Annotated in this window: 21 protein-coding genes, 3 pseudogenes and 1 other annotated feature; of the genes and pseudogenes, 7 read left to right on the top strand and 17 right to left on the bottom strand. The window is 36.9% G+C overall.

What is annotated here, in order from left to right; translation table 11 throughout:
• Nucleotides 1-96 precede the first annotated feature (96 nt).
• From WS44_RS06340 to WS44_RS06325, 4 genes are all read right to left on the bottom strand, one after another.
• On the bottom strand, nt 97-573 hold the full coding sequence (locus WS44_RS06340) for an alpha/beta hydrolase (protein WP_231575973.1): 477 nt from the start codon (nt 571-573) through the stop codon (nt 97-99).
• 154 nt (nt 574-727) lie between these two features.
• Nucleotides 728-1291, bottom strand: coding sequence for an RNA 2'-phosphotransferase (locus tag WS44_RS06335; RefSeq protein WP_288145710.1), 564 nt, complete (start codon nt 1289-1291; stop codon nt 728-730).
• A gap of 87 nt (nt 1292-1378) precedes the next feature.
• Entirely contained in the window at nt 1379-2758 is a 1380-nt protein-coding gene (brnQ, locus tag WS44_RS06330) for a branched-chain amino acid transport system II carrier protein (protein WP_013641966.1), read from the bottom strand.
• A 64-nt stretch (nt 2759-2822) separates the two neighbouring features.
• Nucleotides 2823-3070, bottom strand: a binding site (T-box leader).
• A 66-nt stretch (nt 3071-3136) separates the two neighbouring features.
• Nucleotides 3137-5641, bottom strand: a complete 2505-nt coding sequence (locus tag WS44_RS06325) for an excinuclease ABC subunit UvrA (RefSeq protein WP_046433714.1) — start codon at nt 5639-5641, stop codon at nt 3137-3139.
• A gap of 144 nt (nt 5642-5785) precedes the next feature.
• On the opposite strand from WS44_RS06325, the gene ppc reads away from it, so the two are divergent.
• Together ppc and WS44_RS06315 are read left to right on the top strand one after the other, a co-directional pair.
• On the top strand, nt 5786-8524 hold the full coding sequence (ppc, locus tag WS44_RS06320; protein WP_013641964.1) for a phosphoenolpyruvate carboxylase: 2739 nt from the start codon (nt 5786-5788) through the stop codon (nt 8522-8524).
• 307 nt (nt 8525-8831) lie between these two features.
• The gene (locus WS44_RS06315) at nt 8832-10157 is read left to right on the top strand and encodes an amino acid permease (RefSeq protein WP_014565871.1); all 1326 of its coding nucleotides are present in this window, start codon (nt 8832-8834) and stop codon (nt 10155-10157) included.
• Between the two features lie 48 nt (nt 10158-10205).
• Here WS44_RS06315 and WS44_RS06310 read toward each other — a convergent pair whose 3' ends face one another.
• The 5 genes and pseudogenes from WS44_RS06310 to bsh all read right to left on the bottom strand — a co-directional run bounded on the left by WS44_RS06310 (nt 10206) and on the right by bsh (nt 13943).
• On the bottom strand, nt 10206-10616 hold the full coding sequence (locus WS44_RS06310) for a hypothetical protein (protein WP_013437978.1): 411 nt from the start codon (nt 10614-10616) through the stop codon (nt 10206-10208).
• Between the two features lie 11 nt (nt 10617-10627).
• On the bottom strand, nt 10628-11230 hold the full coding sequence (locus tag WS44_RS06305) for a L,D-transpeptidase (RefSeq protein WP_046433712.1): 603 nt from the start codon (nt 11228-11230) through the stop codon (nt 10628-10630).
• A gap of 53 nt (nt 11231-11283) precedes the next feature.
• Nucleotides 11284-12445 (bottom strand): annotated as a pseudogene (locus WS44_RS06300) (MFS transporter).
• Nucleotides 12438-12848, bottom strand: coding sequence for a MarR family transcriptional regulator (locus WS44_RS06295; RefSeq protein ID WP_013437975.1), 411 nt, complete (start codon nt 12846-12848; stop codon nt 12438-12440). Before WS44_RS06295 ends, WS44_RS06300 begins: the two are co-directional and overlap by 8 nt.
• Before the next feature lie 117 nt (nt 12849-12965).
• Nucleotides 12966-13943: a choloylglycine hydrolase gene (gene bsh / locus WS44_RS06290; protein WP_013641959.1), complete on the bottom strand. Its 978-nt coding sequence runs from the start codon at nt 13941-13943 to the stop codon at nt 12966-12968.
• Between the two features lie 173 nt (nt 13944-14116).
• Between bsh and WS44_RS10045 the strand changes: the two genes are divergently transcribed.
• The 3 genes from WS44_RS10045 to WS44_RS10035 are packed head-to-tail and all read left to right on the top strand — an operon-like array spanning nt 14117 to nt 15299.
• Nucleotides 14117-14668 (top strand): low temperature requirement protein A, encoded by a 552-nt coding sequence (locus tag WS44_RS10045; protein WP_288145709.1) that lies wholly within the window; start codon nt 14117-14119, stop codon nt 14666-14668.
• 43 nt (nt 14669-14711) lie between these two features.
• Nucleotides 14712-14909: a hypothetical protein gene (locus tag WS44_RS10040; protein WP_288145708.1), complete on the top strand. Its 198-nt coding sequence runs from the start codon at nt 14712-14714 to the stop codon at nt 14907-14909.
• A gap of 36 nt (nt 14910-14945) precedes the next feature.
• Nucleotides 14946-15299 (top strand): hypothetical protein, encoded by a 354-nt coding sequence (locus WS44_RS10035; RefSeq protein ID WP_288145707.1) that lies wholly within the window; start codon nt 14946-14948, stop codon nt 15297-15299.
• A 173-nt stretch (nt 15300-15472) separates the two neighbouring features.
• On the opposite strand, the gene WS44_RS06275 is transcribed toward WS44_RS10035, so the two are convergent.
• Nucleotides 15473-15661: an inorganic polyphosphate kinase gene (locus tag WS44_RS06275; RefSeq protein WP_046433711.1), complete on the bottom strand. Its 189-nt coding sequence runs from the start codon at nt 15659-15661 to the stop codon at nt 15473-15475.
• 80 nt (nt 15662-15741) lie between these two features.
• The gene (locus tag WS44_RS06270) at nt 15742-16410 is read right to left on the bottom strand and encodes a type 1 glutamine amidotransferase (RefSeq protein WP_046433709.1); all 669 of its coding nucleotides are present in this window, start codon (nt 16408-16410) and stop codon (nt 15742-15744) included.
• A gap of 68 nt (nt 16411-16478) precedes the next feature.
• On the opposite strand from WS44_RS06270, the gene WS44_RS06265 reads away from it, so the two are divergent.
• On the top strand, nt 16479-17081 hold the full coding sequence (locus WS44_RS06265) for a hypothetical protein (protein WP_046433707.1): 603 nt from the start codon (nt 16479-16481) through the stop codon (nt 17079-17081).
• Nucleotides 17082-17227: 146 nt separating this feature from the next.
• Here the strand turns inward: WS44_RS06265 and WS44_RS06260 are convergent, their stop codons facing one another.
• The 4 genes and pseudogenes from WS44_RS06260 to WS44_RS06245 all read right to left on the bottom strand — a co-directional run.
• A complete protein-coding gene (locus WS44_RS06260) occupies nt 17228-17605 on the bottom strand; it encodes a hypothetical protein (protein WP_046433705.1) in 378 nt (125 codons plus the stop codon).
• A gap of 28 nt (nt 17606-17633) precedes the next feature.
• Nucleotides 17634-18233 carry a histidine phosphatase family protein gene (locus tag WS44_RS06255; RefSeq protein ID WP_014565864.1) on the bottom strand — a complete coding sequence of 200 codons (600 nt, stop codon included), beginning with the start codon at nt 18231-18233 and terminating at the stop codon, nt 17634-17636.
• Between the two features lie 89 nt (nt 18234-18322).
• A pseudogene (locus WS44_RS06250) lies at nt 18323-18931 on the bottom strand (transporter substrate-binding domain-containing protein).
• Nucleotides 18932-18943: 12 nt separating this feature from the next.
• Nucleotides 18944-19345 (bottom strand): annotated as a pseudogene (locus WS44_RS06245) (ATP-binding cassette domain-containing protein); the annotation flags it as partial.
• A gap of 78 nt (nt 19346-19423) precedes the next feature.
• Here WS44_RS06245 and WS44_RS10030 point away from each other — a divergent pair.
• A complete protein-coding gene (locus tag WS44_RS10030; RefSeq protein WP_288145711.1) occupies nt 19424-19642 on the top strand; it encodes a hypothetical protein in 219 nt (72 codons plus the stop codon).
• Here WS44_RS10030 and WS44_RS06240 read toward each other — a convergent pair.
• Nucleotides 19609-19887, bottom strand: a complete 279-nt coding sequence (locus WS44_RS06240; RefSeq protein WP_046433703.1) for a type II toxin-antitoxin system mRNA interferase toxin, RelE/StbE family — start codon at nt 19885-19887, stop codon at nt 19609-19611. The genes WS44_RS10030 and WS44_RS06240 overlap by 34 nt on opposite strands.
• Complete coding sequence (locus WS44_RS06235) at nt 19877-20164, bottom strand: type II toxin-antitoxin system RelB/DinJ family antitoxin (RefSeq protein WP_046433701.1); 288 nt, start codon at nt 20162-20164, stop codon at nt 19877-19879. The genes WS44_RS06240 and WS44_RS06235 overlap by 11 nt, the downstream gene beginning before the upstream one ends.
• Nucleotides 20165-20306 lie beyond the last annotated feature (142 nt).

Genomic DNA, 20306 nt, shown 5'->3' with positions numbered 1-20306 from the left:
ATTATCACTTATTATAAGTAAGCTCAATATAAATGCTTATCTTTTAACGACAAAAAATCACTCAGTTTCTTAGCTGAGTGATTTTAATTAAATTATTTACTTAAACAATTCTTTACCATAGTGGTTAATGATTCTGCTCATTGTTGGAGCATCGTGGTTACCACCAGGTTGAGTGTAGTATTCCAAGTTCCCCATTGAGTGCGATACCGCATTGATGGTTCTGTAACCGTATCTTTTAGTAACTGCATTAATCGCATTTCTTACGTAGCGAGCACCAGTTGTGTAGTAGGCGTTGACATATGATCCAGACGTACCGGATAATCTATTGTCTGCAAAGTTAACTTCGACTAATGGATTTCTTGTGCCTCTAGGAATTCTCCCAATCAGTGTTGCCTTGCCAGTTCTAGAAACGTTTATTCGAACAATTGTGTTTGTCACACCTGCTCGTCTGATCGCAGCAGTCATATTTTGTTCTGCACGGTAGCTGCTGCCGTAACCGTGGAAGAAGAATGTTGGCGTGCTTCTGGTAGCAGCCTGTACATGTTGATTTTCTTTAAAACCAAAATATCCGATAAATGCCGCAATTAATACAGCAAAGATTGAACCAATACTGATAATGGTTCTTTATTTTTTATATTATCGTCCCCTTCTTAATAATTAAATTTATTCTATAAAGGTTCGATAACGATGTAAAATACTTATTTCGTTTAGTTACTATAGTCAAAAGTTATAGTAGGTGTAAGTATTTGCTTGGCATATGATCGCATAACCATACTTCATCATTGCCAATATAAAAATCGATTCCATCTTTAGCTGCTTTTTCTGCATCAACCATTAAGATTGCAGGATTATTGTCTCTCCTTTTTCCGACCGATTCTGCCATCGGAATATCTGTCGAAAGATGAACATATTGGCGTCCCATGGGCAATAAACCTTCTTTTTCAATGCTTTTTAAAAAACGATGAGCTGTTCCATGATAAAGAACTTTAGGTGGAATTGCTTTTTTGCGTTTAATAATGCCGGGAACTGAATGACCATATAAAGCACAAATTTTTCCGTTTTTAATCTCGAAACGTTCTTTATCACTGTTATGCATGATTTCACGAATTTTCATTTCCGTTAATTTCGGCTGAAAATGGTGCATTCTATTCATTACATCTAGGAAGTCTTGTAGATCGACAAAGCCGTATTCGTCTAACTTTAAACCATATTTGCCTGGATTATGTCGTAAACAATGGGACATCTTTTTACTGATGAAAACATTACTGTGATGATCCGATCTGTTTTGCAATTTTTGTCACCTGAACTTTCACATCTATTTTAAGACAAAAATAAAAAATCCTTTTCTCAACTACCCATAGAGAAAAGGATTTATTACTTATTCTAATTCATCTTCAACTTGAGCAACCTTTTGTCCTCTTACAAAGTGAACAGTCAAGCCGATCACGGCACCAACTAAAGCTGGCACTAACCATGACAGACCCATGCTAGCAAGCGGCATGGTATTTCTTACTGAAGCTACTGCTAAACCAAAACTGCTTTGGCTAACTACGCTTGGAAAAGCCACTACCATATCACCTAATGCAGGAACAACAGTGAACAAGATTACAAAGAAGTAAACAACGCCATCTTTCTTAAATAATGGTGAGCAAACTGAAAGGATGATCAATACCATTGATAAAGGATATAGGAACATAAGCATTGGGGTTGACCAAGCGATGATTTGATCCAAACCAAAGTTAGCAGTTAAGAATGATGCCAAGCAGCTAAGTGCAAGCCATGCATGGTAGCTTACCTTTGGAAAATGCTTATGGAAATCTTGAGCAAATGCGGCAACCAAACCTACAGCTGTAGTCAAGCAAGTAACAGTTAACAAGAATGCAAGCAACGCTTGACCAAACATACCACCATAGTAGTTAACGATTTGGTTAAAAGCAACACCACCGTTGTCAGAAACATTAAACTTACCAAGTGACATTGCACCCATCAAGATGAGCAATAAGTAGATTAAGCCGATGGCAGCTACAGCTACCACCCCTGATTTAGCAACAACTTTTGATACGCTTTTTGCGTCTTTTTGTCCCATTCCACGTACAGCCGTTACTACAGTTACACCGAAGGCCAAACCAGCCAAGGCATCCATTGTGTTGTAACCTTCTAAGAATCCATTAACTAAAGCTGAGTGCTTGTAAGCTCCTGTTACAGCTGCAGTTTGTGGATTACCTAATGGGTTTACAAATGCAACAACGAATACTAAGAAAAGCAAGGCCAAGAATAAAGGGTTTAAAACTTTACCAACGTTAGATAAGATGTTGTTTTCATGATATGAAAAGGCAAATGCGGCAACAAAGAATAAGGCAGAGAATATTAATAAAGCTGGAGTCTGCATATTCTTGGGGATGAATGGTGCTACACCTACTGTAAATGAAACAGTTGCAGTTCTTGGTGTACCAAACAATGGTCCGATTGTTGCATGGATCAATACCATAAAGACTATGGCAAATCCTGCACCAAGCGGTTTACCAATATCATAGACACCTTCTGAACGAGTGATTGCGACTGCCAATACAGAAAGCAATGGCAACAATACACCGGTGATCAGAAAACCAACAGTGGCTGTACCCCAGTTGGAACCAGCCAATTGGCCCAAATGAAGTGGGAAAATTAGGTTTCCTGCCCCAAAGAATAATCCAAATAATAGAGAAGCAACGACTAAATATTGCTTCCAGGTCAACTTTTGAGATTCGAGATCTTTCATGTCTTCTCCTCCTGAAAAAATAAGTCTGATCACAAAAAAAGTCCCCCAGCCAAAATATCTTTGACTGAGGGACGCTCTAGCGTGGTACCACCCTTTATTCATATTGCTATTTCTAACAATACCTTTCACGTGCGACCATAAAAAATATGGCGATACGTTGGCACTATAATGGGCGCTCCCACTGCTTCTTACTATTGATTAAGAAACAGAACTAGAAAGGGATTTTCATTTAATCTTAGATTTATCTCCTTGCACCTGACGAGACTCGCTGTTAATCAAGAATTAAATTACTCTTCTTTCTTTTGCTTTCAGATTGATTAAATTGTTAATCATTATTTTAATTAGATTGTCATGAAAGTCAACACTTTTTTAATATTTTTATTTAAATTGTTTCCAATAGTCTGCTAAATACTTAACTGTTAAGCTTTCTGGCTTCTTAATTAAATCAGCTGGCTTACCTTCGGCGACTACCCGACCACCATTTTCACCACCACGTGGGCCAAGATCTAACATGTAATCTGCATTAACAATTAGATTCAAATCGTGAGTAATCGTAATAATCGTCGCACCTTGATCGAGCAACTTTTGCATTACTTGAACTAAAACTTTTACATCCAGTGGGTGAAGCCCAATAGTTGGTTCATCAAAAACAAATAAAGTGTCGTCTTGCTTATGACTTAAGTGAGTTACAAGCTTTAATCTCTGAGCTTCTCCACCGGATAAAGTTGGCGTACTTTCACCTAAGTGTAAGTAGTCAAGGCCAACTTCTTTAAGCAATTCCAATTCACGTTCGATCTTTGGCACGCGTTTAAAGACAGGTAAGGCCTCATTAATGTCTAAGTTTAAAACATCGACGATTGACAGATTATGCCATTTAACTTGTTGAATCTTAGAATTGTACCGTTCACCATGACAGGTTGGACAAGTCTGTTGCATGTCAGGCAAAAATTGAATGTCTAGGGTAACAATTCCAGTACCGCCACAAGTTGGGCAAGCTCCTTCTTTATTGTTGTAAGAGAAGTAACTAGGCGTGTAATGCTTTTCTTTTGCCATTGGTTGACGGGCAAAGAGTTTACGCAAATTGTCCATGATCGATATATAAGTAGCGACGGTTGAACGCGTACTTTTTCCGATTGGCGACGCATCAACGCTGACCACGTTATGGACTGGTGAATTAAATTTTTTAATCTGCTTGGGTAATTTTTCGTCTTTACTTTGGTTTTGAATTGCTGGAACAAGTGAATCGAGGATTAGACTAGTTTTACCGGCACCAGAAAAACCGGTGACTGCAGTGATTTGATTAAGAGGGATGCCAGCTTTAATGTCATGCAAGTTAAAGTAGTGATTTACTTCAAAAGTAATTTTTTCAGTATTAACTTTCTCGCTTGTTTTTCTAGCCATTAATTTAGCTTTACCATTCAAATATGGTGCAATTAATGATTGCGGATCATTTTTAATCTCGACAGGACTGCCTTGATCCCAAATTTCCCCACCTTGCTCACCAGATCCTGGACCAATTTCGATAATTTCATCAGCAGCACTAATAATGTCGACATTGTGGTCCACTACGACTAATGAGTTTCCTTGATCGACTAATTTACGCAAAACTTTAATCAAACCATCAACGTTGGCTGGGTGTAAACCAATTGATGGCTCATCTAAAACATAAAGTACACCAGTAGTTTCAGTTCTGAGAGTTCTAGCTAATTGAATTCTTTGCAATTCACCCGTTGACAAAGTATTACCTGCTCTGGCCATAGTCAAATAATCAAGATCTAGATCTAGCAATGGTTGCAAATTATTTGTAAATTCATTGATCAAAGAACTGGCCATCTTCTGCATATCGTCTGGCAATTGAGCTAATACTTCTTTACTCCATTTAGGTAAATCACCTAGCTGCATTTGCTCTACTTGATAAATGTTTTTGCCATTAACCAGTTGTTTTAAAAGCTCAGGACGAAGGCGTGTACCATGACAAACTGGACAAGTTGAATAAGTAAAGAATTCAGCGATCCGTTTCTGTGCACGTTCGCTCTTACTACTTTTAGCAGATCGTAAAACTGCTTGAGTAGCATTTTCATAAAGGACATTAAAATTATGGAAAACACGACCATTACTGGATATTAAGTCCATCTTGTATTTCTTCTCTGGACCATTTAAGACGAAATCTTTTTCCTTATCGGTTAGATCTTTAAAGGGAATATCAATTCTGACGCCAGCGTGTTGTGCCACATTTGGCATGAAGTTTCTACCTGGCAGATTCCATGAAGCTACTGCTCCGTCCTCAATAGAAAGATTCTCATCGGCGATTAATTTATTTTCATCAAGTTGGCGAACTTTACCAATACCACCGCAGTTTTTGCAGGCACCATCTGAATTAAAGGCAAAATCCTCGGCACTGAACATGCGAAACTTAACACCACAGGTTGGACAAGTAATCATACCCATTTCGGCACCAAATTTCGCTGCTGCTTCTGCGATTTCTAAACTTGAAGTAACCCTGTGGCCATTAGGACAAACTGGTGAACCTAATCTTGAAAAAATTAAACGAAGAACATTGAAAGTTTCAGTTGTAGTTCCGACAGTGGCTCGTTCATTTGGAACACTTGGACGTTGACGCAGGGCTAAAGCTGATGGAATATGTTTTACACTTGTTACGTCTGCTTGTGTGCCCTGTTTAATTCGACGACGCATATAAGTAGATAAAGCATCGAGGTAGCGACGGGAACCCTCTTCATAAAGAATACCCATTGCTAAGCTAGATTTACCTGAACCGGATAAACCTGAAATAGCGACGAATTTGTGCAAAGGAATATCGACATCTATATTCTTTAAGTTGTGGACTTTTGCACCACGTACTTCAATTTTTGTTGGTAACGCCATAATCTCTTCCTCTCGTTTTTATTTTCAACATAATTAATTATAGAATTTCTTTTATAAATTAGTATAAATAGCACTACCTTTTCATTTATTTTTCTATTAACTTTTGGTATCGTGGATTTAAACAAATTACGAAAGGAAGATCCTATGACTTTTACAAAATTAGAAAACAGCGGCGATCAAGCTGTTGTCGCTGAAGAAGTAAAAATCTTGACCAACTTACTTAACGAATCCACCCGCCAACTAATTGGTGATGAAAAATTCGCTAAGATTCAAGATTTAATCAACATCTCAGCTAGTAAAGATCAAAGGCAACTAGAAGAGAAAATTTCTAGTTTAAACAATCGTGAAATGATTGTTGTTGCTCGTTACTTCGCTACATTGCCATTATTGATCAACATCTCAGAAGACGTAGAATTAGCCAGCAAGGTTAACGTCTTCAACAATACTGATCAAGATTACTTAGGAAAATTAAGCGATACAATTGATCTTGTTGCTAAAAAAGACGATGCTAAGCGAATCCTTGAAAACGTTAATGTTGTTCCTGTTTTAACAGCCCATCCTACTCAAATTCAAAGAAAAACTGTTCTTGAATTGACTGATAAAATTCATCATCTTTTACGTAGCTACCGTGATGGTAAAAACGGTACTATTAATCAAAAAGAATGGACTGAACAACTTCGTGCTTGTATCGAAATCTTGATGCAAACAGATATCATTCGTGGCCACAAGTTAAAGGTATCTAACGAAATTACCAACGTTTTAGCCTACTATCCTAAAGCTTTGATTCCTGCCATTACTAAGTTCACAGCTCGCTACAAAGAACTTGCTAAGGAACACGATTTAACTTTGGATCATGCAACTCCTATCACTATGGGTATGTGGATCGGTGGTGACCGTGATGGTAATCCATACGTAACTGCTGATACTTTGGAATTAAGTGCTACCTTGCAAAGCCAAGTAATCTTTGAATACTACATGAAAGAATTGAAGAAGTTATACAGAGCTATTTCACTTTCAACTTCTTACATGCACCCTTCTGCTGCAGTTGAAAAGCTTTCTGAACTTTCAAATGATGATTCACCATTCAGAACCAATGAACCTTATCGTCGCGCCTTCTACTACATTGAAAGTCGTTTGGTTCACACAGAAAAGCAACTTTTAGGCGTCGTTGATAAGAATATTTTCATCAAGCCACGCGATCTTGAAAACCTTGAAAATATTCCTGTTTACAACGATCCTCAAGAATTTAAGGCTGATCTTGAAACTATCAAGGCTTCACTTGATGAAGATCATGATCAAGCTGTAACTCATAGTTTCTTTACTGAAATTTTAGAGGCAATTGATGTCTTCGGCTTCCACTTAGCCACTATCGATATGCGTCAAGATTCGAGTGTTAATGAAGCTTGTGTAGCAGAACTACTTAAGAGTGCTGGTATTTGCGACGATTACAGCGATTTAAGTGAAGATGAAAAGATCAAGCTTTTGCTTAATGAACTTGAAAATGATCCACGTAATTTACATGCTAACAACAAGCCTAAGTCTGAATTGTTGCAAAAAGAATTAAAGATCTACAAGACTGCACGTCAATTAAAGGATCGCTTGGGTGAAGATGTTATTAAGCAACACATCATTTCTCACACTGAAAGTGTATCTGACATGCTTGAACAAGCAGTTATGTTGAAGGAATATGACCTTTTAGATAATGAAAAAGCTCGTGTTCAAGTAGTCCCACTATTTGAAACGGTTGAAGACTTGCTTAATGCACGTGAAATTATAACTGAATATTTGAACTTCCCTATCGTTAAGAAGTGGCTTGCATCCCAAAATAACTATCAAGAAATCATGCTCGGCTACTCTGATTCCAACAAAGATGGTGGTTACCTCGCCTCATGCTGGAACCTTTATAAGGCACAAAGAGATTTAACCGCCATCGGTGAAAAGATGGGTGTCAAGATTACCTACATGCATGGTCGTGGCGGTACCGTTGGTCGTGGTGGTGGTCCTTCTTACGATGCTATTACTGCTCAACCATTCAAGTCAATTAACGATCGTATCCGTATGACTGAACAAGGTGAAATCATTCAAAACAAGTACGGCAATAAAGACACTGCCTACTACAACTTGGAAATGCTTGCTTCTGCCGCAATTGATCGAATGGTTTCAAAACAAATCGTTAGTGAAGATCATATTCAGGACTTCCGTTCATCAATGGATCAGATTGTCGATGAAAGCAACAAGATTTATCGCGAGCTTGTCTTTGAGAATCCGGCCTTTCTTGATTACTTCTTCCAGGCTACTCCTATCAAGGAAATCTCTAACTTAAATATTGGTTCTCGTCCAGCTTCAAGAAAGAAATTGACTGACTTCTCTGGTTTGAGAGCTATTCCTTGGGTATTCTCTTGGTCACAAAGTAGAATTATGTTTCCTGGCTGGTATGGTGTAGGTTCTGCCTTCAAGCACTTCATCGATGCTGATCCAGCTAACTTGAAGGAATTACAAGAAATGTACAAAGGCTGGCCATTCTTCAACTCATTGCTTGCAAATGTTGATATGGTATTGTCTAAGTCAAACATGGATATTGCTAGAGAATACGCTAACCTTTGTGATGATGAAGAAACCAAGAAAGTCTTTGATATTATTTACAAAGAATGGAAATTAACTAAGAAAGTCATCTTACAAATTGAGAATCATGATGAACTCTTAGCTGAAGCTCCTGTATTGAAGCAAAGCTTGGATTATAGAATGCCTTACTTCAACATCTTGAACTACATTCAAATTGAAATGATCAAACGTGGTCGTGAAGATGAAATTCAAGGTGTTTACCACAGCATCATACCTATCACTATTAATGGTGTGGCTTCAGGCTTACGTAATTCAGGTTAAAACCAGAAATAACTTGGTAACCGAATTTACCAAGTTATTTTTTATTTATTTCTTGTATAATCATTTCAAAGATGATATTCTAGTTAAAATAATAAATTTAAATAAATATTTTGTTTAAGCGAGGAATTCTTATGTATAGCATTTATACTAACTTTTTTGAATCAACTTCCTCCTCAAGTTACTCTGATCAGCTTGAGTGATTTTGGTATGCTTTAAACAAAATAAAAAAGATTAAACCGAATTCACTTTATTTAATGAACTATTGAATAAACTGGATTCGGTTTTTGTTTTAAGGAGGGTATCTTTTATGGAAAAAGAAAATAACGAGCTCAGGCGGTCATTAGGCTTTGGTTCAGCAATTTCAATTGTGATTGGGACTATCATCGGTTCCGGAATTTTCTTCAAACAAGCTTCTATTCTAGACAGTGCCGGGTCATCCACCATGGCGATTGCCGCTTGGATTTTCGGTGGTGTCATCACCTTAACCGCTGGATTAACGATTGCTGAAATCGGTGCACAAATGCCATATACTGGTGGACTTTATGTCTATGTCGAGAATCTGTATGGCCGAATTTGCGGTTTCTTGGCCGGTTGGATGCAAGTTATTGTCTACGGTCCGGCGATCATTGCTTCCGTGGCTGGTTTTATGAGTATCATGATCACCAACTTGTTTGGTATTGACGCAAAATGGCGCATCCCCGTTGCATTGATTACGATTATCGCCATTGGCTTGATGAACTTTTTAGAAAACAACGTTGCTGCAGCCTTTTCGGTAATCACGACAATCGGCAAAATGATTCCTATTGCGGCGATTATCATCTTTGGTTTGTTCTGGGGTCATCAAGATGCATTGGGCCAAACAGTCAGCGAAGTTAACCGTTCAACTGGCGGTTTTGGTGTTGCAGTTTTAGCAACCTTATTTGGTTATGATGGTTGGATTCTGATCGCTAACTTAGGTGGCGAAATGAAAAATCCGCAAAAATTACTTCCTAAGGCAATCATTTTAGGTATTAGTTCTGTATTAGTAATTTATACTTTGATCACTATTGGTATCTTTAGATTTATTCCTGCTAATATGATTCATAGTCTCGGTGAAAACACCACTTCATATCTTGCAACTAAGGCCTTTGGTGAAATCGGTGGTAAACTTCTTTCAATTGGAATCATCATTTCGATGATGGGGACTTTGAACGGAAAGATCATTACTTTCCCTAGAATTGTTTACGCGATGGCACGTCGTGGCGACTTACCATTTTCACGTCTTCTTTCATACGTAACTCCAAAAGGAAAATCACCAATCATCGCCACGGTCTTCATCATCATTCTTGCCACAATTATGATGCTCTTCTTTGATCCGGATCACCTTTCAGATTTATGTGTATTCACTATCTATTGCTTCTACTTGATGACCTTCTTCGGTATTTTCATTCTAAGGAAGAAAAACAACAAGCGACCATTTAGTACGCCTCTTTATCCTTTAGTACCAATTGTTGCAATCGCTGGTGGTCTTTTTGTACTAATCAGTGAATTGTTCAACGATCCTGCTGGTGTATTGTTATTTGTTAGCATTGTAGTCATTGGTTTACCTGTCCTTTATGTGGTTAAGCGAATGGATAGTAAACGATTGAAATAATCAAAACCCGTCTCAGCATATTGAGACGGGTTTATTTTTATATTCAGGTTAATTTTTATTCAAACCAACCGCAAACAAGGCTATCGCCAAGAACATTGCCAGCTCAGGCACGATCACGTTTATCATACTCAAGTTTCGAATAAGATAAATCGAACAAACTGCTGCGACTGCTAGAGTAACAGCAATGTCTTTTATCCTGACTGCTCTTTCTGATTTGGTTACCCAACTAACAATAAGCATAATAATTCCTACAATAAGCAAAAGACCTGCAGTAAACATCAACACTGATGATGTATCGAAATCTTTAAAAACTGGAATTGCACTAATTAATAAAACCAGACCAAAGACGATGAAAACTATGCCAGCGTTGAATAAATTAAATGCTTCATGCCTATTTCTAAAACTGAAGAAAGCTAAAAAAGCTGCTACTAGTGTATTTATAAGTAAAACTACCCACATTTTGTTTATCCTTACTTGTAATGAACTTCTACCTTAGTATGATATGGCACATGATCATGAAGCCACTTTGCATCCCTCACCGACAAACGAATACACCCGTGACTTGCGGGCATTCTCCCCAACTTATGAGTTTCGCTTGCTACAAACTCGTTTGACCATTCATGCGTTGGCACTGAGTGGAACAAGTACAATTGACCAATCCAACCTACTGGATATAATGCTTCTGAGAAACGATGTGGATGATATGCATTAGTGTGGTAAGTTCCTCTTGGCGTTAAACTTTTACCGTTCACAATTCTACCAGCAGAACTATACATGGTATAAAGAACTTTCTTACCGCTTCTGACATAAGTACGATTGCCCAGGATAGACACGCGCAAATTCAAGTTCTTTACTTTGCGCAAATTGGGATATGGTTTCTTAGTTTCACTAGATTTTTTCCAGTAAGTTCCTGTCATTTTACGCATATCAGCAGGATCCCTATATGGTTGAAAATCTGACTTCTTCAGTTTTACGACAGTGACCTTAGTTGCCGCATCAACTGGATGAACTATAGTAGCAACAGGCAATGCCAACAGTGCAGCAGCTATAGCAACTTTAAATTTTGTTCTCATTTCTATCTCCATTTCAAAACAATTTAGCTATATTTTACTACACTGAAAAAGTATTAATGCTTATCTTTAACATATTTAAAGAATAAAGCCCAGATAATAATTGCTACAATCAGTAAAAAGATAAAGGCGTGCTGTGTACCAATGGCAGTTGGCATACCAGCCTTTGAATGAAACGCATTTTGGCTCACGGCAACGATTGCGGAAGTAACTGAAGTACCAACGGCACCAGCGAATTGTTGAACAGTACTCAAAATAGCATTACCTTGGGTAACCCACTTTTTATCAATACGGCTAAGAGCATAAGTCATAACATTGCCAAGGATCATGCCCATTCCACCCATGTATAAGATGTAGACTAACATGATGAAAATGTTGGACATGTTTCTAGAGAAAATGGCAAAAATGGCTAACTCAGAGATCATCAGGTAAAAGCCTGCTAAAGTTACGTTTCTTGCACCGTGCTTGTCAAGTAAGTTACCACCAATTGGTCCCATGATTGCACCGACTGCACCTGCTGGCAAAACTAATAGTCCGGCAGTCATTGCAGTACTGTTGTTGGTTAATTGAATGTAGTTTGGTAATAAGAAGGCATTACCGAGTGAGATCATTTGGATCAAGAAGAAGCCAAGTACTGTTGCGGCAAAGTATTTATTTTTGAGTAAGTCTAGTTTGAGTAAGGGATGCTCCAGCTTCTTAGTTCTTTTAACCAAAAGGATTGCAGCAGCTGTTGATGACGATCCCACCAAAAGTTGGTCCTAGTGCAGGAGCAGCGCCCGTGATCAAGTTGCCTACGCCCATCATTGTCCCAATCTTTGACTTAGGAACTTGTTCCAAAATGATGTTGAACATTAGTGGTAAGGCAATCCCTGTTGCAATTCCTTGAATTACTCTACCTAAGAGTAAGAAAACAAATGATGGCGCAATTGCATCAACGATAAGTCCTAGCAGAAATAAAACGTTAGCTGTTAAAAACAAATTTTTCGTTTTATAACTACTTTTTAAAATCGCAGAGATTGGCACAATAATTGAAATTGCCAATAGATAAATTGATGTCATCCATGATACGACGTTGGTTGAAACACCGAATTCTCTCATCAATGTTGGAAAAGCAATATTCATCGAAGTTTCAACGATAACCCCACAGAATGACATTAATCCTGTTGCAACTATCGCCGCAAAAACTTTTGCAGGAATTTTATCACTTGATTTAACCATTTTTAATTACGTTCAACACCTTTCTAGTAATTTCTAATTCTTCATCAGTAAAGTTAGCTCTTAGTTTCAAATCATCTTGCTTCATATACTCATGAATTTTTTGAACTAAAGCTTGAGCTTTCTGTGTTAATTTAACTAATTTTTGTCTTTTATCATCTGGACTAGCAATTCGCTCAATTAACCCTCTCTTCTCCATTCTTTGGACCATGATGGTCGTTGTGGAGCGACGAATATCGAATTCTTGCTCTATTTCATTTTGACTAGCCGTGTAATTAGGCATATTTGATAAATAATCAATAACGGACATTTGCGTGCCAGTAATGTTTAAACTAGTGGCAAAGTGATCACGTTCTCGTTCAATTTGTGTTATTGCCTGTTTAACTAATTTCTTTATCGGTTCCATTTACTACTCCCTTCATTTGTGTTAGGTGTCTAACATATAATAGATCTGCTTTTGTTAGATATCAAACAAAAGCAGAATAAAAAAAGAGAATTCATTTTCGAATTCTCTCTTTTCAATCTAATTCATATATTCAATATCTTGTTTCTTGAACAAGTCGTAGCAAATCAAGTCCTTTGAATCCAAATCTGCCTTATGCATATCTACTGCATTGATCCGGTTATTGTCATAAGTAGTGAAGTACAAAATGCCTTTATCCAAGTTCATACAATCAGAATACATAGTGTATTCATAGCGATTGTCTTCTACTTCATCCAAGCCTTTAGGTTGTTCAACAGAATGCAAAATGTGGAAGTAGTTAGTTACGTTTTCTGCTTCATCCTTCCCCTTAGGAGCATGTGACAAAACGAAAGCGACTTTAACAAAACGAGAACTTGAATCCATACCACCAGGCAAATGGTGAGTACCAAGACCTCTACTGTACAAGTTGAGATCGACATTAGGAACTAAAGTGTTCTTAGGATTATGTGGAGTAACATCGGCATAGTCACTCAACTTGATCAATTGATCTGGAAATTCAGGATTGTTAGTTAAAACATGAACTGGATTGTCGTAAACGTGCAAACCTGACTTAGTGGATTCAACTACGATGCTCTTGCCAGATTTATCACTTAAAATCCAGTGCAAGTCAGCTACAGGTAAATTATCTGAAAAGCTAACGTTTAAAATACTTGCATCAGCTAAGATTTCCTTAACATCATCGGTAGTTTCGCAGTTGCTTAACAAATATGGCGTTAATTCAAAAGAAGTAATATTCTTCTTACCTTCCATCTTTGGGAAGTAGTGATTAGGACCTTGGAAGTTTAAACCAGCAATACCCAACCCCTTTTCATTAATAGCATCACATAAAAGTGGATAATCATCATTAACCACGGAAACACCGATAAAAGCGTAGTGAGACTTTTGCGTTGGCAATTCTCTGTATTCAAATTCATAGTTTCTTGGTACGATAACTACCTTTTGACCATAAGCAATTTCATAATCAAGATTTCTACCAAAATAGTGATCACTTGGACTATAACAAATTGATGTACACATTTTTTGTACCTTTCTATAACTCAATTTTGTATTAACACTTGTCATTCTACTACTTGGTAACAATTATTTAAAACTAATAAAATCATAGGCTTTAGCAATTATTATTTTAATGAATAAATGCTTCTGTCTGCTCAGATGGTCAATTATAATTATTATAAAAAATAGGAAAGGAAATGATAGATATGCCCCAATTGACCAAACGTGTCACGATGATTGAACTGTTCTATGACTTGGTGTTTGCTTACATGATTTCGCAAGCAACAAGTCTAATTCACCATTTGAGTCATGGGACAGTTTCACCAATTTCATTTTTGATTTTTGCAGTAGTTGTCATCGTGTTCATTAACTCTTGGATGGTTCAATCCGTTTTTACCAATAGATTTGGCTCATCAAGCTGGACGGATATTGCCTTTTACTTTGTTGATATGATGATTTTACTCTACATGACAAATTCATTTGGCAATACCAGTTCCGAAAATATGACTACATTCTTTATGGCTGCTAGTCTTTTATCACTCACCCTACTTTTACAGTATTTGATTGTTTATTTCAAAGCAGATTATCAAGCCGATAAAGATATCGCCAAAGTTTTCAGTGGAATTTTGTTATTTAGAACTTTGACTTTATTGATTGGTGGTCTTTCAAATACTGATTGGGCCAGATTAGTTGCCTTTTTGAGATCATCATCAGCTGGATCTTACCAAGCTTTACAGGTAATATACTAAGAAGCATCCGATTATCTTCTCTCACTTACTTGAAAGATTGACTTTGCTGATCATTATTACGTTTGGTGAGACGATCATTGGTATTGCTGATTACTTTAAGCCAAGCAATTCCTCAATTAACTCAATTTTTGTCTTCTTTACTGTTGCTAGCTTATTCTTTGCTTACATCGCAGAGTTCGATCACTTAATTGAAGAAAAGAAGACCGGACAAACTGGTAATTTATCAATCTATCTTCACTAATTTATTTTGTTTGGCCTGAGCCTGATCACTGTCTCATTGAAGTTTATTAGTGAAAAAGAAGCTAATTCATTGTTTGCGATTTCTTGTTTGTATGGCGGGATTCTTCTCTTCTATATCGGTATCACTATTGCCATTACCTCCAACAAGCCCCAGTACAATTCAATTAATAAAATGAACTTGATTGGTTGGATAGTAAGTAGTTTATTGATTGGTTATGCAATCAGTTTGCTTAACCCAAGTTTATTTATTGTTGCTCTTTGCAGTGCGGTAGTTGGCATCTTCAACGCTGGTATGAAAGTCAGAGTTTTGTATCAGCGCCAACTTAAAATAATAAAAGTGCGCCAGAAATTAGTTCTGGCGCGTTTTTTATTGGCCTCATTCATGAATTAAACAGGTAGTTGTCTTTTTTAAAAGCACATGATATTACTTACTAAAAGTAACATCATTTAAACCTGTTAAGACAGTCTCTTCTCCATTTTCAAGCGTTACAGTAGCTTGAACGAGAGGATCTGCGATCATCGGAATCTTATCTTGGCTCAAAGTTTCGATGATTTCCTCAATTGTTAATTCATGCCAAGTATAAAAAAACCTAGGTGACCAGTATGAATACCAACAAAACCAATATGATCGATCTGATCAAAATACTTATGAAAAGCTGACATCAAGGTTTCATCGCCACCGATGGCAATAACTATATCAGGATTTTCATCATCAATTTGGAGAACACTCGAAGCTTCAATTGCTTCTCGCAATTTCTTAAATACGTTCTGCGTTTTTCCCTATTGTTCGCAATAATTGCAATTTTAGTCATAGAAAATATCTCCTTCAAGTACTATCTAGTAATGTAATCCAAAATTGTAAACATTACATCCTTGTTTTCTGCTGGCACACCATGTGCAATGATCTCACTAGCGTTTTGCTTCAAAGCGTTGTTATCATCTGGGTATGAACTATCATTAATGGCAATTTCACGTAAGTTGTCTTCCATTGGTTCAAAGTGGAATTGCAAACCGACGATGTTGTCGCCTAATAAAAAGCCTTGGTTTTCAAGCAAGTCACTTGAGAACAACAACTTGCCACCTTCTGGAATTGCAAACATTTGTTGGTGCCAGTGCAAAGCAGTCAACTTGTCAGGGATGTCTGGAATTTCATGATTCTTCAAATATACAGGAGCCCAACCTACTTCCTTATATTTAGCATCTGAAACTTCACCGCCAAAGGCCATGGAAATTTGTTGTGCACCAAAGCAAGCACCGAACATTGGCTTGTGTTCTTTGGCTAATTCCTTGATTAATTCTCTTTCTTGCTTGATCCATGGGAAGTCGTCGTTAGGACTCATTGGTCCGCCCAAGATTACCAACATGTCGGTTTCATCTGCAGTTGGCAACTTGCCAAAAGTAGCTGGATGATATACGTAAAATTCGGCGTTGTGTTCATTAGCCCATTTTTCAATTGAACCTGGACCTTCATTAGGTGTATGTTGTAAAACGTTGATTCTCAAAATCTATCCCTCATTTCGATATCTTTTTACTATAATATTTTTAGTTCATTATACACGTGGAGGAAAAAATGTGGCTAATAATTTTACTTATTTTGTTACTGCGTCCATTTATTAAGGGTACTTTCGAATACGAAAAGATCACGCGCAAAGAAATGGTGATTCTGCCAGTCTATTCTTTGATCATGATGCTTTTATCCATTGATAAGGATAAAAAAATTTTACTAACTGTTTTGCTTTTAATCCTTGGTGTATTCATCGGTTGGCTGCAAGCACGCGGTGTAAGTATTCAAGACAATGGTGAAACTGATAAATATGGTAGACCGATAATCAAATTTAAGAGAAATTGGCCATACTTAGTCGGTTGGATTTTCATTTTTGTGATTAATATCGGAATCCAAATTTATTTTGGCAAACATGTGAACACCGAATCTGTCTCATCCGATCTAGTAATCGATTTGCTTAAGGATGCGTCTACTGCCGTCTTTATGTTTTGGCATACTGAATGGTTTGTTTGGGTATTGACTGTAGCTACTACTCTGGGTTATCGAATGAGTATTCTCAGAAAATGTCCTAAGATTAAGCAAGCAGTTGGCGTTAAAGAAAAATGCAGACAAGTGTCTGCGCAAAAGCAACTTAAGAGAATGAGCAAAGAAACTACAGAAGATAAATAAATTTTATATAACAGAAAAGAGTCAGTATTTTTGTACTGACTCTTTTTCTTAATTATTGTGGCTTTCACCTATGAAGGCCACTACTCCAAAAATAAACGCGATGATTACAGTGATAATCCAGCCTACCATAGAAAAATGTGATCCGGCTAAAAAAAGCGGGAACCGACAAAAATTAGTGCAACAATAAGCAAGATATAAATAGTTGAAATTGTAACTTTTAATTTTCCATATTTCGACTTTAATCGATCTTTGAAATGTTCTAATACTTTATCACTGACAATATAAAATGTAAGTATCGTTACTAACAAAACATTATATAGTGATACATCTTTGGGTGTAATAAAATGCAAGATCCAATAGATAATCAGCAAACCGATCATTACTACATAGCCAGTAATATTGATGATTTTGTCGATCTTCGGCATATTTTTCTTTTTAGCTATATATTCTCCAGTTCCTAATAAAGCTAAAAGAACTAAAAGTGGGAAAAGCCAATTTCCGTCACTAAAGATACTCAATAACATATTTCTATCCCTTTTATCTCTTTATTAATTAAATTTGAGTTTCTTCAAACTGATCGGCCTTTTTATTGATAATTGAAATCAGTTTAAATTGATCATCTTTAAACTCAATCTTAGCAACTGATGCATTGGTAAAACCAATTTTAAAGACCTTTTCAATATCGATACCAACGGCGACAAGAAAGTTAAAGATTGCACCTGCATGAGAAACCACTAGGACGTTTTCATTTTCTTTGTTTTCTCTACCAATCTTCGTCATCGTATCAAGCATTCTCTTTTGAACCTGATCTGTACTTTCTCCACCATACTTCACGAAGAAGTCACCATAAGGAACAGGTGGATTCAAACGCTCATCTTCTGCTTCAAATGAACCGAAGTATTCTTCCTTCAATCCCTTTAAACGTTTATAAGGCAGTTGATGATCTGTAGCAAGTTCCAAAGTATCAGATGCTCTTTCAGCAGTTGATGCATAAGCTTTATCAAAATGAATGTTGTTTTCTTTAAAATAGCGGCCCATTTCTTTTGCTTGGTTAATCCCTTCTTCAGTCAAAGGCGAATCAACCCAACCCTGGATCTTATGCCATAAGTTAAAGTAAGTCTGGCCATGGCGCATTAAATAAATCGTAGTCATAAATCTTCCTTTCAAAATCTTCTTATGATTAGATTAGCACACCATACATAAAGGAATATACCAAATTAATTGGTGTATTCCCTTTTAGTTTACTTACCCTGCTTCAAAATAATATCTGTTGGCTTGATATCCTTACCAAAGTATTGTCTTAATTCCTTGTTGTAATCTTCGACAAAGAAGCTTTCCTTATTTAACTTGGTAATTTCTCGATTAGCCCAGCGAAGTAGTGAGCGGTTCCCCTTCTTAACAGCTGGCGAGATGTATTGCTTAGGTCCAATACTCTTAATACCAACGGTGTACTTAGGATTTTGCTTTACCCAAATATAAAGGTATGAGTTATCATCGGCCAACGCTGCCCCGCGACCATTTTTAGGCGCGTTGAATTGCTGCGTCTTTGAGTCAAATTTTAACAAGTTGACATTGCCTTGCTTTATGAAGTAATTTTCTGCAGTCGTACCCTTAGTGACGATCAACTTTTTATTCTTCAACTGACTAGCCGACTTAATTGGTGCATTCTAAACGGCCACTCTGATATAACCACGACGTTTGATTTCAGAAACACCATTTTGACTACTCCAGCGACTAGCTGAAGTACCACTATTTAGTCCTTTTTGCGTAAAGCCAAAATAAGCAGAAACGACGACTAAAATGATGGCTAGAACGCTAATGATCCAATTAAAAATATTCTTATCTTTCATTTGCGTCCTCCATTAGAAGTCCATACTATCTAAGAACTCACGCGCACGGGCTGTTTGTGGATTCTTGAAGAAATCTTTTCCTGGTGTATCTTCAAGAATTCTGCCATCTTCAAGGAAGAGCACTTCATCCGCAATGTTCTCAGCAAAATTAATTTGGTGAGTAATGACGATCATGGTCATATGGTCTCGGTTTGATAAATGCTCGACGATTTCTTGCACGCCGCGAACCATTTCGGAGTCGAGGGATGCAGTGATTTCATCCAAAAGCAAAATCTCAGGATTCATGGCCATCGCTCTAACGATCGCAACTATTTGCTTTTGACCACCGGATAATTCTCTTGGATAGGAATTTTCATAATCTTGCATCCCCACTCGCTCAAGCAACTCCTCAGCCTGCTTTCTAACCTCATCTTCTACTTTGGCTATCACAAGCCTACGGCTCAATCAATCGGCATCTTCGTTTGGTGTTTGCTCTTATTCATTAAAGCCGTGATGACAGGAATTCAAACCAAAACAGGTTTATACTCTGCATTAACTTTTGATAGCGAATGGATGATGATCTCTGTATTGCCATTTATTTGGCTTTATAATGGTCAACGTGGTAAATACCAAATATTTCTTCTATATCATCTACCCTGCTCACTTATGGATTTTGATGATTTTAAGATATTTGTTTATCAAATAGGAATTACAATATTAATTATTATGTAAAATAAGTTCAAGTTGCTTTGTTTTTTATTAAATCGGTAATACATTAACCAATCATCGTTATATTGCCTGTCTATATGTAATTCTCTAACATTTTTTGATAAAGAATGATCTTCATGCTTTACAAGAAACTTTTTATCATTCTTGACAATTGCTGCAACACATTTCTTCACTTCATCCATTGGATAATTTTTCTTACTGTATCTTTTAGCAGATCGAATAAATGATGGAGTGTATTTAATTTTCATTCTTTATTTCCTTATCAAAAGCCTTATTAAAATCTTCAAGTGAATCAAACTCGCCTGCAAAGTCACCACGATCTGCCTCTGCTATAGCTCTATCTAATTCCGTCACTGGCTTTAAAGTTAAAGGAATACTCTTTGTATGCTGAACTTCTTTCAAATACATTTTAATTCCTGTGCTTAAGTCCAAACCATAATATTTAAATATAGCAGTTACTTCTTTCTTATCTTTCTCTGGCATTTTAAAGTTTACTTGACTTATCTTTTCTTTTTCCATAGTCATAATATCAACTCCTTACTTTTATTTTGTATAATAGACAAAGTGAGAGACTGTAAAATAGTTTGTGTAAGGATGAATGATTCCTTAAATTTATTTCTTTAAACATTAGAAAAAGGAGTTCCTTTCTCGTATGATTGGTTTGAAC

This window comes from Lactobacillus sp. N54.MGS-719 (assembly GCF_000980505.1).
Classification (GTDB): domain Bacteria; phylum Bacillota; class Bacilli; order Lactobacillales; family Lactobacillaceae; genus Lactobacillus; species Lactobacillus amylovorus.
The sequence above is the reverse complement of the archived record's forward strand: the minus strand, read 5'-3'. Positions and strand labels throughout refer to the sequence as shown.

Excerpts from the sequence above, each read along its gene's own strand:
- brnQ (WP_013641966.1), bottom strand. The coding sequence starts at position 2,758 with ATGAAAGATCTCGAATCTCAAAAGTTGACCTGGAAGCAATATTTAGTC.
- WS44_RS06325 (WP_046433714.1), bottom strand. The coding sequence starts at position 5,641 with ATGGCGTTACCAACAAAAATTGAAGTACGTGGTGCAAAAGTCCACAAC.
- ppc (WP_013641964.1), top strand. The coding sequence starts at position 5,786 with ATGACTTTTACAAAATTAGAAAACAGCGGCGATCAAGCTGTTGTCGCT.
- WS44_RS06315 (WP_014565871.1), top strand. The coding sequence starts at position 8,832 with ATGGAAAAAGAAAATAACGAGCTCAGGCGGTCATTAGGCTTTGGTTCA.
- WS44_RS06310 (WP_013437978.1), bottom strand. The coding sequence starts at position 10,616 with ATGTGGGTAGTTTTACTTATAAATACACTAGTAGCAGCTTTTTTAGCT.
- WS44_RS06305 (WP_046433712.1), bottom strand. The coding sequence starts at position 11,230 with ATGAGAACAAAATTTAAAGTTGCTATAGCTGCTGCACTGTTGGCATTG.
- WS44_RS06295 (WP_013437975.1), bottom strand. The coding sequence starts at position 12,848 with ATGGAACCGATAAAGAAATTAGTTAAACAGGCAATAACACAAATTGAA.
- bsh (WP_013641959.1), bottom strand. The coding sequence starts at position 13,943 with ATGTGTACATCAATTTGTTATAGTCCAAGTGATCACTATTTTGGTAGA.
- WS44_RS10045 (WP_288145709.1), top strand. The coding sequence starts at position 14,117 with ATGATAGATATGCCCCAATTGACCAAACGTGTCACGATGATTGAACTG.
- WS44_RS06265 (WP_046433707.1), top strand. The coding sequence starts at position 16,479 with ATGTGGCTAATAATTTTACTTATTTTGTTACTGCGTCCATTTATTAAG.
- WS44_RS06260 (WP_046433705.1), bottom strand. The coding sequence starts at position 17,605 with ATGTTATTGAGTATCTTTAGTGACGGAAATTGGCTTTTCCCACTTTTA.
- WS44_RS06255 (WP_014565864.1), bottom strand. The coding sequence starts at position 18,233 with ATGACTACGATTTATTTAATGCGCCATGGCCAGACTTACTTTAACTTA.
- WS44_RS10030 (WP_288145711.1), top strand. The coding sequence starts at position 19,424 with ATGACAGGAATTCAAACCAAAACAGGTTTATACTCTGCATTAACTTTT.
- WS44_RS06240 (WP_046433703.1), bottom strand. The coding sequence starts at position 19,887 with ATGAAAATTAAATACACTCCATCATTTATTCGATCTGCTAAAAGATAC.
- WS44_RS06235 (WP_046433701.1), bottom strand. The coding sequence starts at position 20,164 with ATGACTATGGAAAAAGAAAAGATAAGTCAAGTAAACTTTAAAATGCCA.